This window comes from Burkholderia anthina (assembly GCF_001547525.1).
GTDB lineage: Bacteria > Pseudomonadota > Gammaproteobacteria > Burkholderiales > Burkholderiaceae > Burkholderia > Burkholderia semiarida.
In genome coordinates, this window is sequence record NZ_LNJP01000003.1 from 157,537 (window position 1) to 170,614 (window position 13,078).

Sequence of the window (13,078 nt, forward strand, 5' to 3'; positions counted from 1 at the left end):
GGACGACATGGCGCCAGCGTAGAAGACCTTGAATCATTTAAAAAGTGGATGGCAGAATATTTCAATGATTCGATTCTGAAATGACCGAGGGTGCGATGAAAACGCTCGACATCGAAGCCGTGCAGGCATTCGTGCTGACCGCCGACCTCAGGAGCTTCACGCGGGCCGCGCAAGCGCTGGACACGACGCAGTCCGCGGTGAGCCTGAAGATCAAGCGGCTGGAAGACGGGCTCGGCCGCCGCCTGCTGGAGCGCACGCCGCGGCAGGTTCGCCTGTCGGCCGACGGCACCGCGTTCCTGGAACCGGCGCGCGAACTGGTGGCCGCTCACCATGGTGCGATCAGCGCGTTCGGCACGAGCAAGCGACGGCTCGTGATCGGCGTCAGCCACCATGTCGTCGGCGCCGATCTCCCGATGCTGCTGCGGCGTATGAGCGAAGCGGAGCCGGCGCTCGTGCTGGAGATTCGCGTCGCCACGTCGCGCGACGTGCTCGATGCGTTCGATCGCGGCCAGCTCGATGCGGCCGTCGCACTGCAGCACGACAGCCGGCGGCTCGACGGTGAAACGATCCTGTCGGAGTCGTTCGGCTGGATGGCGGCGGCCGATTTCGAGTACCATCCGCCGCAACCGCTGCGGCTCGCCACGCAGGCCGAACCGTGCAGCGTGCGCCGCATGGCGGTCGGCGCACTGGACGAAGCCGGCGTCGCGTGGACGGAAGTCTTTGTCGGCGGCGGCGTGGCGACGATCGGCGCGGCGGTGTCCGCGGGCCTGGCCGTCGCGGCGCTCGGGCATCGCGTCGCGCCCGCCGGCACCGTCGACGTGGGGATGCGCTACGGGCTCCCGCCGTTGCCGACGCGCGACGTGGTGCTCTACTCGAGCCTGACCGATGCGCGCGCCCGGCAGGCACTGCGCACGCTGGGCGCCGCGCTACGGTCGTCGGTCGGTGTGCGTTGATGCCGTGCGCGGCGGCATCGAAATGCTTCGACACGCGCCACGGTAAAATTCCGTCTTTGCCCCGCGCTCATGCAGACGATATCCATTCGTCCACGGGCTCCCGTCAAACGCATCGACCAGCCATCATCGCCTTGATTTCCCTACACTTTCCGCGTCGCGACGCATGAGTTACTCGCTCGCCACCTCTTACGTCCGCGAACTCGAGATCCGCAAGAGCCGTTTCATCGCGTACGCGGTTCCCGTCGACGACCGCGATGCCGCGATGCAGGTACTGCAACGCCTGCGCGACGAACATCCGGCGGCCACCCACGTGTGCTGGGCGCTGCTGGCCGGCGGCCAGTCGGGCATGTCGGACGACGGCGAGCCGTCCGGCACGGCGGGCCGGCCGATCCTCGAAGTGCTGCGCCATCACGATCTCGACGGCGTGCTCGGCGCGGTCGTGCGTTACTACGGCGGCGTGAAACTCGGCGCGGGCGGGCTGGTGCGTGCGTACACCGATGCGATCGCATCGGCGCTGCTCGATGCCGAACGCGTCGAGCGTATTCGCCACACGCGGCTCGCGATCGAGATCGGCTACCCGGAAGAGGCGCGCGTGCGCCGCTGGATCGAACAGGCCGGCTACGATCTGGTGGACAGCGCTTACGGGATGACGGTGAAGCTCGTGATCAAGCTGCCGGAAACGGCCGAGGCGGCAGCAAAATCCGAACTGTTCGACCTGACGCAAGGACGCTCGGGCTTCCCCGCACTGTAAGGCGGACAGATTCCCGTGAAAAATCGGATGCGTCCGATAGAAAACCCGCGCGCTGAAACTTAATCTTCCGGTGTGCCCGCCATGCGTTCTGCAAACGTCTGGTCGGGCATGCAGACATGCGGCACATCGCACCTCTGCCAATCATCAGAATTCAGCTACGGGGATATCGAACGCATGCAACTGCAAAAACTGCAGGCTCAGCTCGCGGAACTGGATCGACGCATCCGGGCCGCGCGCCGCCGCGAACGCCACGCGGCACTGATGCAGGTACGCCAGATCGTGACGGATCATGCGCTGACCGCGCGGGAGGTGTTCGGGCAGGGTTACAGCGGTCGCGCGAAGCTGTTCACCATCGGCGCGAAATATCGCGATCCGGCGACGGGCGCCACCTGGAGCGGACGCGGTCGCACGCCCGCCTGGATCGCCGGCCGCGACCGCGCCGCGTTCCTGATCCGGGAGTAACGCGCGCCGCGCGGCACGGCGCGCGTCCGTGGCCGATCCAGCCGCCCCGAACCGCTCAATAAACGTCCGGCACGATCATGTGGTTCGGCACCGGCCGGCGGATGTAATCCTCGTGATGCTCGCGCTGCGGCAGATCGATCGTCGGGCGCGGCACCTCGTGATACGGCACCTGGCCGAGCAGATGGTGAATGCAGTTCAGCCGCGCGCGCTTCTTGTCGACGGCCTGCACGACCCACCACGGCGCCTCCGGAATATGCGTGCGCTGCAGCATCTCTTCCTTCGCGGCCGTATAAGCCTCCCAGCGGCGGCGGCTTTCGAGATCCATCGGGCTCAGCTTCCACTGCTTCAGCGGATCCTCGATCCGGCTCTGGAAGCGCATCTCCTGTTCGCGATCGGTGATCGAGAACCAGTACTTGACGATCTGGATCCCGCTGCGCACGAGCATCTTCTCGAACTCCGGCACCGACCGGAAAAATTCCTCGTACTCGTCGTCGGTGCAGAAATTCATCACGCGCTCGACGCCCGCGCGGTTGTACCAGCTGCGGTCGAACAGCACGATCTCGCCGCCTGCCGGCAGATGCGCGACATAGCGCTGGAAGTACCATTGCGTGCGCTCGCGGTTGTTCGGCGCGGGCAGCGCGGCGACGCGGCACACGCGCGGGTTCAGGCGCTGCGTGATGCGCTTGATCGCACCGCCCTTGCCGGCCGCGTCACGCCCCTCGAAAATCACGACGAGCCGGTGCCCGGTTTCCACGACCCAGTCCTGCAGTTTCACGAGCTCGCCTTGCAAGCGGAACAGCTCGCGGAAATATTCCTTGCGCGCTTCGCGACGCTCGGGCGAGAACAACAGGTCTTCACCGTTGTCGAAGCGGCGGTCGTCGAGCTCCATCTCGAGCTCTTCGTCGTACGCGTCGACGAGATCCTCTTCGAAACGGCGCCGGCGCGCTTCCATCGAGTTCGTATCGGCGCGATTGTCCTCGGTCTCGCGGGTATCCTTGTCGCCCATGGGGCCTCCTTCCATCGTTGACGCAGCCAAACTCGGCCATTATCCCAGCGTCGCGCGTCAAATTCATGAAAATGGGGGCAACCGCGGATCGCGGGCTTCATCCGAACGACCAGCTAAAAAAATCGGCAGCCGGGTCGAAACACCGGCTGCCGGACAGCGTACGCGGCTGCTTTCGCCGACGCGCACGCATCGCTTCACGTCAACGTCACCTTAACGAATGATTCGCGTCACGCCCCGCCCGCGCGGATCGGCCATCGCTTCCGGCGTCTTGCCGTCGATCTTGATGACCTGGATGTCGCCGCTGAAATCCTGCCCCTTCAGCGTATAGCCGCGCGCCTCGATCTGCTTCGCGAGTTCGCCTTCGATCGGGTGGTACGGCTCCCAGAAGATCGTGTTCGGCGGCAGCAATTGGTGATGGAATCGCATCGCGCCGACCGCTTCCTTCAACGGCATCTTGAAGTCGTAGATGTTGTTGATCACCTGGAAGATCGACGTGAAGATGCGCGAGCCGCCCGGCGTGCCGATCACGAGCGACACCTTGCCGTCCTTCGTCATGATCGTCGGCGACATCGACGACAGCGGACGCTTCTTCGGTTCGATCGCGTTCGCGTCGCTGCCGACCACGCCGAACATGTTCGCGACGCCCGGCTTCGCGGAGAAGTCGTCCATCTCGTCGTTCAGCACGATGCCCGTGCCGTCGGCGATCACGCCCGAGCCGAAATAGCCGTTGATCGTGTACGTGTTCGACACCGCGTTGCCCCATTTGTCGACCACCGAGAAGTGCGTCGTTTCGGCCTTCTCCGGCATCGTCGTGCCGAGGCCCGGCTGCACGCTCTTGGTATCCGACGGCTCCTTCGGGTTGACTTCGGCCGCGCGCTTCGCGATGTATGCGTCGTCGGTCAACTGCGCGATCGGCACCTTGTAGAAGTCGGGATCGCCGAGATACTGCGCCCGGTCGGCGAACACGCGCTTCTCGATTTCCGCGACGAGATGGATGTACTGCGGCGAGTTGAGCTTCACGCCCTCGAAGTCCTGCTTGAGATCGGCCTTCATCTTCAGCAACTGCACGAGGCCGATGCCGCCGGAACTCGGGGGCGGCGCGGTGATCACGTCGTAGCCGTTCCACTTCGCCTGCACCGGCTGGCGCCACACCGCGCGGTACTGCGCGAGATCCTCGGTCGTGATCAGCCCGTTGCCGTCGCCGGTCTTCGTCGACGCGGCGATCAGCTCGGCCGTCTTGCCCTTGTAGAAACCTTCCGCGCCGCCGTCCGCGATGCGCGTCAGCACGTCGGCGAGATCGGGCTGCTTGAAGTTCGCGCCGGCCTTCAGCCCGGAGAAGTACTTGTCGAAATTGGTCTTGCCGCCGAATTCCTTCGACGCGTCGACACCGCGCTGCGCCAGTTGCTCATCGACGACGAAGCCGTCGCGCGCATAGTGGATCGCCGGCGCGAGCACCTGCTTCCACTTCAGCTTGCCGAAGCGCTTCTGCGCTTCCCACATGCCCGCCACCGTGCCCGGCACGCCGACCGCGCGCGGGCCGTACAGGCTCATGCCCTTGACGACGTTGCCGTCCTTGTCGAGGTACATGTCCTTCGTCGCGGCGAGCGGCGCGCGCTCGCGGTAATCGATGAAGTACGGCTTGCCGTCCTTGTAGATCGTCATGAAGCCGCCGCCGCCGATGTTGCCGGCTTCCGGGTACGTGACGGCGAGCGTGAACGCGATCGCGACGGCCGCGTCGATCGCATTGCCGCCCTCCTTGAAGATCCGCTCCGCGGCATCCGCGCTGTACTTGTCGGCCACCGCCACCGCGGAACTCGTCAGGACCGCGGGCTGCGGCCCTTTCGCGTAGGCCGGCGCGTTCGGCAGGAAGCCGATGCCGGCCACCGTCGCCAACACGGCGGCGGATGATTTGAAGCGATTCAGCGTAGTCATTGCATGTCCCCCATGTGGATCTCCTTCAGGCAGGAAAAGCACCTGATCCGTGGATGGCCGCCAGCGCGCCGACGGCCATATGCCGGCTTCGTAGTATAGGGGGACAAAAAGGGTCGAACACGTGAGGTGCGACGAAAGCGTGCCGATTGCGTGCGCGCGGTCACGTTGCGGCGCCGCGACGCGCCCGCGAATCGTTCGGCATCGTCGGCGACGCGCGCCGGCGCGCAGTCCACAAAACCGAAAGTTGCGAACCATACGGCCAGCCCCGCAGCGGGTGCGAAAAAATCTGCGAACCAGCGGCCCGCTGCACAGTTCGATCTGCGAAGATAGCGCCCCGCGTGCGCGCCGCATCATCGTTTCGTGCACGCGCCGCTTCACGTTTCTTCGTCTCGCTCCCTATGGCATCACACAATGCGCATCACGCATCCGGCTTCGCAGCCGGCGTCGCCGCCGCCATCCTCGTCGCGCAAACCGGCGCGACCGGCCCGTGGCACTCGGGCATGCTTGCCGCGTTCGCCGCGGGCGTCGCGGGCGGCACCGCGCCCGACTGGCTCGAAATCGCATGGTGGACCCGCAAGCGCCGGCTGTGGATCACGCATCGCACCATCACGCACTGGGGCATCGGCTGGATCGCGCTGCTCGCGCTCGGGTGGCACGGGCTCGTCCATCATCCGCATCCGATGTGGGCCGCGCCGCTGTTCGGCTTCGCCTGCGGTGGCGTGATGCATCTGCTCGCCGACTGGCCCAATCCGCTCGGCGTACCGTGGATCTGGCGGCGCCATTCGCTGAACCTGTGGAACAGCGGACATTGCGACCTGATCGTCGTGGCCGCCGCATGGGGCGGCACGCTGTGGCTCGCTCAGTCGCTGTGGTCGCGTGCGCCGGTGGTCCAACACTGGCTCGGCTGGATGCATCGCGTCTAGGGACGGTTCGCGCTGGTAACGCACGTTCCGTGTTTCGGAAAATTCAGCCGTGGGGCTCGCCCCCAAGTTGCAATTCGACACAATTCAGCGCGCGCTCGGCGTGCCGACGGGCACGCAACTTTCCGTCCATTGAAAGCACGGTGCAGGCCCCCATCTGCATTGGAATCGTCGGCACGCATGCCCGGCGCGCACGCGCGGCGTCTGGCACACTGACGATTCGATTCGCGTGCGATGTGTCCGCACGCTCGCACCCTATTTCAACGCTCCGATGGACGTCACAGCTCCCCACCCCGCCGCCCGTGCGCTCGACGTGTTCCACCCGGCCGTCGCCGCGTGGTTCACGCGCACGTTCGCCGCGCCGACCGGCGCGCAGGCGCTCGCGTGGCCGCACATCAAGGCCGGCCGCTCGACGCTCGTCGCCGCGCCGACCGGCTCGGGCAAGACGCTCACCGCGTTCCTGTGCGCGCTCGACGAGCTGGTGCGCGATGCGCTCGCGCACGACGGCACGCTGCCCGACGCGACGCTGGTCGTCTACGTATCGCCGCTGAAGGCGCTGTCGAACGACATCCACGTGAACCTCGACGCACCGCTCGCCGGCATCGCGGAATCGCTCGCGCAGCTCGGCCTGCCGGTGCCGGCGATCCGCACCGCGGTACGCACCGGCGACACGACGCAGGCCGAGCGCGCCGCGCTGCGCAAGCGCGCGCCGCACATCCTCGTCACGACACCCGAATCGCTGTACGTGCTGCTGTCGTCCACGTCGGGGCGGCAAATGCTGTCGAACGTGCGCTCGATCATCGTCGACGAAATCCATGCGCTTGCGTCGTCCAAGCGCGGCAGCCATCTCGCGCTGTCGCTCGAGCGCCTCGACGCGCTGGTCGGCCACGCGCTGCCGCGCATCGGGCTGTCGGCCACGCAAAAGCCGATCGACGCGGTCGCGCGCTTTCTCGTCGGCGGGCCGGCCGACGCGCCGCGCGACTGCGCGATCGTCGACACCGGCCACACGCGCGAGCGCGATCTCGCGCTCGAACTGCCGAACGTGCCGCTCGAACCGGTGATGGCGACCGACGTATGGGAACAGGTGTACGACCGCATCGCCGGGCTCGCGGCCGCGCATCGCACGACGCTGGTGTTCGTCAACACGCGCCGCACGGCCGAGCGCATGGCGCGCCATCTCGCCGACCGGCTCGGCAAGGACGCGATCGCCGCGCATCACGGCAGTCTCGCGAAGGAGCACCGCTTCGACGCCGAGCAGCGCCTGAAGCGCGGCGAACTGAAGCTGCTCGTCGCGACCGCGTCGCTCGAACTCGGCATCGACATCGGCGACGTCGATCTCGTCTGCCAGGTCGGCTCGCCGCGCGGCATCGCGCCGTTCCTGCAGCGCGTCGGCCGCTCGGGGCACCATGTCGGCGGCGTGCCGAAGGGGCGGCTCTTTCCGCTGTCGCGCGACGAACTGGTCGAATGCGCGGCGCTGCTCGACTGCGTGCAACGCGGCGAACTCGATGCGCTGCGGATTCCGGAAGCGCCGCTCGACGTGCTCGCGCAGCAGATCGTCGCCGAAGTCGCGTGCACGGAGTGGCAGGAGGACGCGCTGTACGCGAGCTTCACGCGCGCCGCGCCGTATGCGCGGCTGACGCGCGAACGCTTCGACGAAGTGATGAAGATGCTCGCCGAGGGATTCACGAGCCGTCGCGGCGTGCGCGGCGCGTACCTGCACCGCGACGTGGTCGGCGGTACGGTGCGCGGCCGCCGCAACGCGATGATGACCGCGACCACCTCCGGCGGCACGATCCCCGACATGGCCGACTACGCGGTGCTGCTCGAACCGCAGGGCATCCAGGTCGGCACCGTCAACGAGGATTTCGCGGTCGAGAGCCTGGCCGGCGACGTGTTCCAGCTCGGCAATCAGTCGTACCGGATCATTCGCGTGGAAACGGGCCGCGTGCGCGTGGAGGACGCGCACGGGCAATCGCCGGGCATTCCGTTCTGGCTCGGCGAAGGACTCGGGCGCAGCGACGAGTTGTCGGCGGCGGTCGGCCGGCTGCGCGCGCGGCTCGACGCGCTGTTCGCCGAAGGCGACCGGCAGGCCGGCGCCGCCGGGCGCAAGCGCGCGGGCGGCAACGCCACAAGCAATGCGAAAGCGGAAGCCGACGCACAAGCCTCAACCGCCACCGCGCTCGCCCCCAGCGACAGCCGCCTCGCGCCCGCATTGCGCTGGCTCGTCGACGATCTCCGGCTGTCGCCCGACGCCGCGCGCCAGATCGCCGACTACCTCGCCCGCACCCGCGCCGCGCTCGGCGCATTGCCGACGCAGGACACGCTCGTGATGGAGCGCTTCTTCGACGAATCGGGCGGCACGCAGCTCGTGATCCATTCGCCGTTCGGCAGCCGGATCAACCGCGCCTGGGGGCTCGCGCTGCGCAAGCGCTTCTGCCGCAGCTTCAACTTCGAACTGCAGGCCGCCGCGACGGACGACGCGATCATCCTGTCGCTGTCGCTCGCGCACAGCTTCGCGCTCGACGAAGTGTGGCGCTACCTGCGTTCGGCCAGCGCCGAACACGTGCTGATCCAGGCGCTGCTCGATGCGCCGATGTTCGGCGTGCGCTGGCGCTGGAACGCGACCACCGCGCTCGCGCTGCCGCGCTTCACCGGCGGCCGGCGCACCGCGCCGCAACTGCAGCGGATGAAGAGCGACGACCTGCTCGCGACGGTGTTCCCCGATCAGGTCGCGTGCCTCGAGAACATCGTCGGCGAACGCGAGATTCCGCATCACCCGCTCGTTGACCAGACGCTCGACGATTGCCTGCACGACGCGATGGACACCGACGGCTGGCTCGCGCTGCTGCGCCGGATCGAAAGCGGCGCGATCGAACTCGTCGCGCGCGACTTGCCCGCGCCGTCGCCGCTCGCGGCCGAGATCCTGAACGCGAAGCCCTACGCGTTCCTCGACGATGCGCCGCTCGAGGAACGCCGCACGCAGGCCGTGCAGTCGCGCCGCTGGAGCGATCCCGAATCGGCCGACGATCTCGGCGCGCTCGACGCCGACGCGATCGACGCGGTGCGCGACGAAGCGTGGCCGCTCGTGCGCGACGCCGACGAAATGCACGATGCACTGCTCACCCTCGCGTGCGTGGCCGACGGCGAGGCGCACGCGCACGCGGGCTGGCCCGAGCGACTCGCGGAACTCGCGGAACGCCGCCGCGCGACGAAACTCGCGACGCCGGGCGGTGCCGCGCTGTGGGTGCCGGTCGAGCGGCTCGTCTGCCTGCGCGCGCTGCATCCCGACGCCCGCGCGACACCCACGCTCAAAGTGCCGGCCGCGTGCGCGCAGCCGTGGGAAGCCGATGCGGCGCTCGTCGACGTGATTCGCGCGCGGCTCACCGGCTTCGGGCCGCTGACGCTCGATGCGATCGCCGCGCCGCTCGGCCTGCCGCCCGCGTCGATCGCGACGGCGCTCGCGGTGCTGGAGCGCGAAGGCTACGTGATGCGCGGCCGCTTCACGCCGGGCGCGACGACCGACGAATGGTGCGAGCGCCACCTGCTCGCGCGCATTCATCGCTATACGGTGAAGCGGCTGCGCCGCGAGATCGAGCCGGTCGAACGCGCCGATTTCATGCGTTTCCTGTTCCACTGGCAACATCTGGCACCCGACACGCGCGGCGCCGGCCGCGACGCGCTGGCGGCCGTGGTCGAACAGCTCGAAGGCTACGAGGCGGCGGCGAGCGCGTGGGAAGACGCGCTGCTGCCCGCGCGGCTCACCGACTACACGGCGGGCGGCCTCGACGAACTGTGCCGCTCGGGCAAGCTGGTGTGGACGCGCATCGGCGCGCCGGCGCGCGCGGCCGGCACGCCCGTGAAGACGACGCCGATCGTGCTGCTGCCGCGCCGCCATCTCTCTGCATGGCAGGCGCTGCGCGATCCCGATGCGCAACCGACGCTGTCCGCACGCGCCACGCAAGTGCGCGATGCGCTCGCCGCGCATGGCGCGATGTTCTTCGACGCGCTGCTCGACGACTTGCACATGCTGCCCGTCGAACTCGAACAGGCGCTCGGCGAACTCGTGTCGGCCGGCCTCGTGAATGCGGACAGCTACGCGGGCCTGCGCGCGCTGCTGAAGCCGGCCGTCAAGCGCAGCGCGACTTATGCGCCGCGCACGCGGCGCGGCGGCGCACTGATCGGCGGGATGGACGACGCGGGCCGCTGGGCGCTCGTGCAGCGTCATCCGCGGCCCGACGGCGAGGCGCCCGCGGCGAAACGCGGCCTCGCCACGACCGATCCCGACGCGTTCGAACATATCGTATGGACGCTGCTGCGCCGCTACGGCGTCGTGTTCTGGCGATTGCTCGAACGCGAAGCCGACTGGCTGCCGAGCTGGCGCGAACTCGTGCGCGTGCTGCAGCGCCTCGAAGCACGCGGCGAGATTCGCGGCGGACGCTTCGTCGCCGGGCTCGCGGGCGAGCAATTCGCGCTACCCGAGGCCATCCCGATCCTGCGCGAACTGCGGCGGCAACCGGGCGACGGACAGTACATCTGCGTGACGGGCGCCGATCCGCTGAATCTCGCCGGCACGCTGTTGCCCGGCGACAAGGTACCGGCGCTGGCCGGCAATCGCGTGCTGTTCCGCGACGGCGTGCCCGTCGCATCGCTGGTATCGGGTACGTTCCACTACGCGCCCGACCTGTCGCCCGCCGCGCGCGAGGAGGCACGCTTGCGGCTCGCGCGTTCCTGCTGACATCGGCTGACACGCACGCGGCACACGACTACTGATCGCCGCGCCGCGCGGACACCATCGTTCGGGTAGCATCGAACGATCGACCGCGCGAACTTCCGCGCGTCGCCCACACAAAACAAGACTTCCGGAGACTGCCGCTCATGCGTTCGCATGCCGATTCGCCCGCTGCCCGTCACGCGGGTTCGCTGACCATTTTCCAGGGCGCCGCGCTCTATATCGGCGCGGTGCTCGGCACCGGCGTGATCGCGCTCCCCGCGCTCGCCGCCGACGTCGCGGGGCCGGCCTCGCTGCTCGCGTGGGCCGCGCTCGTCGTGCTGTCCGGGCCGCTCGCGGCCACCTTCGCCGCACTCGGCGCCCGCTATCCCGATGCGGGCGGCGTGTCGACCTACGCGCGGCGCGCATTCGGCCCCAAGGCCGCGGCCGTCGTCGGCTGGTGCTTCTACTTCGCGGTGCCGGCCGGCGCGCCGGCCGCGGCAATGTTCGGCGGTGCCTACGTCGCCGCTGTCACGGGCGGCGGACACACGACGATCATCGTCACGGCCGCCGCACTGATCGCCGTCGTATCGGCCGCGAACGCATTCGGCGTTACCGTGTCGGGCCGCATGCAACTCGTGTTGTCGGCGCTGCTCGTCGCGCTGCTGCTCGCCGCAGTGCTCGCATCCGCGCCACATGCGCGCACCGCGAACCTGCATCCATTCGCCCCGCACGGCTGGCTCGCGGTCGGCCAGGCCGCCGCGCTGCTCGTATGGAGCTTCGCCGGCTGGGAAGCGATCACGCATCTCGCGGCCGAATTCCGCCGGCCCGCGCACGACATGCCGCGTTCGGCCGGCATCGCAGTCGTGGTCGTCGGGTTCCTGTATCTGTCGGTCGCCGCCGCGAGCGTGACGGTGCTCGGGCCTTCCGCGGGCGCATCGGGCGCGCCGCTCGCCGAACTGATCGCGGGCGGCATCGGCGGCCATACGCAGGTGCTCGCGGCGGCCGCCGCGCTGCTGCTCACGCTGGGCACGATGAACGCGTATTTTGCCGGCGCGGCGAAGCTCGGCGCGGCGCTCGGACGCGACGGCGCGCTGCCTGCGTGGCTCGCACAGGGCAGCCAGGTCGGCGGCGTGCCGCGCCGCAGCCTCGGCGTGATTGCCGTGCTCGCGGCCATCGCGCTGGCCGCCACGACGCTGTCGGACGTCGGGCCGAAGCCGCTCGTGCTCGTGACATCCGGATGTTTCGTGATGGTGTACGGGCTCGGCGCGGCGGCCGCGCTGAAGCTGCTGCCGCGTGGCGGCATCGCGTATCGCTGCGCGTGGATTTCGCTGATTGCGGTGGCCGGGTTGTTCGTGACGACCGGATGGTATTTCCTGTGCCCGCTGCTGCTCGCGGGCGGCGCGTTGCTGTATCTGCAGATCACCCGAGCGCGTCGATGACCCGGCATGCGCACGCGGGCCGGCGCTCGACAACTCGCCGCGTGAACGATCGCGTCGATCCGGCCGCGCGCCGTTCGTTCGCGCCGCTCAGGCCGGCACGAGCTCGAAGCTGAGCCGTTTGCCGAGCGCGGCGGCCGCGCTCGCGAGCGTCGCCAGCGTGAGGCTCGTGTCGGTTTCGTCGAGCAGCCGGTTGAGCGCGGCGCGGCTGGTTTTCATCCGCGCGGCCATCGCCGTTTTCGTGATGTGCTGCGCCTTCATTTCCTGCCCGATCTGCCAAGCGATCACGCGCTTGATCGCGGTGGCGGTGGCCGCTTCGAGGTTGCCGTCCGCTTCGAGGAAGGCGTCGAAATCGCTGCCGATATACGGATTGTTCGTGGTCGTCATGTCGTACTCCAGGTGCATGGCGTTGCCGGCTGCCCGACCGTCGGAGACGGTGCGTTCCGGCGCAACCGGGGAATTCAAATGGCGCGCGTCAGCGTTTTCAGGCGCGCGACGGTGACGTCGAGATCGTCCGACGGCGTGGCTCGCGACTGCTTGAAGAAGCCGTGCAGCAGCACCATCGTGTCGCCGACGACCGTGAACAGCACGCGTGCGCTTCGCCCCGGCACCGTCACGCGGATCTCCCATAGATCCTTCGCCATCTTCCGGACCAGCGGCATGCCGAGCGGCCAGCCGAGTTGAACGGTCTTGATCTCTTCGCCGATCGCCCTTCGCTCCAGTCGCCCGAGCGCGTTGAGCCATTCGCGCACCGGCTCGTTGCCGCGAGCCGTCCGGAAGAACCGCACGCCGAGCGTGACCTGAATCTGCTGTCTCGCCATCGTCTTGTCGTCCATCGTATCAAAAACGGTACGATATGCCAAGCACCCCGATGACGGCTACTGACCGGATGGCCGATCCCGCGGCA

General features: G+C 68.5%; 10 protein-coding genes. 6 read left to right on the top strand and 4 right to left on the bottom strand.

The genetic code is table 11. The annotated features are described in order from the left end of the window. Positions 1–95: 95 nt before the first annotated feature. The 3 genes from WS64_RS21065 to WS64_RS21075 all read left to right on the top strand — a co-directional run bounded on the left by WS64_RS21065 (position 96) and on the right by WS64_RS21075 (position 2,166). Positions 96–953: a LysR family transcriptional regulator gene (locus tag WS64_RS21065; protein ID WP_060968529.1), complete on the top strand. Its 858-nt coding sequence runs from the start codon at positions 96–98 to the stop codon at positions 951–953. Between the two features lie 163 nt (positions 954–1,116). Beyond that, positions 1,117–1,704, top strand: coding sequence for an IMPACT family protein (locus tag WS64_RS21070; protein WP_059582223.1), 588 nt, complete (start codon positions 1,117–1,119; stop codon positions 1,702–1,704). Positions 1,705–1,878: 174 nt separating this feature from the next. Continuing rightward, positions 1,879–2,166, top strand: coding sequence for an H-NS histone family protein (locus tag WS64_RS21075; RefSeq protein WP_060967602.1), 288 nt, complete (start codon positions 1,879–1,881; stop codon positions 2,164–2,166). Between the two features lie 55 nt (positions 2,167–2,221). On the opposite strand, the gene ppk2 is transcribed toward WS64_RS21075, so the two are convergent. Further along, complete coding sequence (gene ppk2 / locus WS64_RS21080) at positions 2,222–3,172, bottom strand: polyphosphate kinase 2 (RefSeq protein WP_060967603.1); 951 nt, start codon at positions 3,170–3,172, stop codon at positions 2,222–2,224. A gap of 210 nt (positions 3,173–3,382) precedes the next feature. Further along, positions 3,383–5,104 (bottom strand): gamma-glutamyltransferase, encoded by a 1,722-nt coding sequence (gene ggt, locus WS64_RS21085; RefSeq protein ID WP_060967604.1) that lies wholly within the window; start codon positions 5,102–5,104, stop codon positions 3,383–3,385. Between the two features lie 398 nt (positions 5,105–5,502). Here ggt and WS64_RS21090 point away from each other — a divergent pair, with 398 nt between their 5' ends. The 3 genes from WS64_RS21090 to WS64_RS21100 all read left to right on the top strand — a co-directional run bounded on the left by WS64_RS21090 (position 5,503) and on the right by WS64_RS21100 (position 12,174). Beyond that, positions 5,503–6,027, top strand: a complete 525-nt coding sequence (locus WS64_RS21090) for a metal-dependent hydrolase (protein WP_060967605.1) — start codon at positions 5,503–5,505, stop codon at positions 6,025–6,027. A gap of 268 nt (positions 6,028–6,295) precedes the next feature. Continuing rightward, a complete protein-coding gene (locus tag WS64_RS21095; RefSeq protein ID WP_060967606.1) occupies positions 6,296–10,759 on the top strand; it encodes a DEAD/DEAH box helicase in 4,464 nt (1,487 codons plus the stop codon). 140 nt (positions 10,760–10,899) lie between these two features. After that, the gene (locus WS64_RS21100; protein WP_060967607.1) at positions 10,900–12,174 is read left to right on the top strand and encodes an APC family permease; all 1,275 of its coding nucleotides are present in this window, start codon (positions 10,900–10,902) and stop codon (positions 12,172–12,174) included. 87 nt (positions 12,175–12,261) lie between these two features. Here the strand turns inward: WS64_RS21100 and WS64_RS21105 are convergent, their stop codons facing one another. Both WS64_RS21105 and WS64_RS21110 read right to left on the bottom strand, forming a co-directional pair. After that, positions 12,262–12,558: an XRE family transcriptional regulator gene (locus tag WS64_RS21105; protein WP_006479223.1), complete on the bottom strand. Its 297-nt coding sequence runs from the start codon at positions 12,556–12,558 to the stop codon at positions 12,262–12,264. A 74-nt stretch (positions 12,559–12,632) separates the two neighbouring features. Continuing rightward, the gene (locus tag WS64_RS21110; protein ID WP_059639909.1) at positions 12,633–12,992 is read right to left on the bottom strand and encodes a type II toxin-antitoxin system RelE/ParE family toxin; all 360 of its coding nucleotides are present in this window, start codon (positions 12,990–12,992) and stop codon (positions 12,633–12,635) included. Between the last annotated feature and the right edge of the window lie 86 nt (positions 12,993–13,078).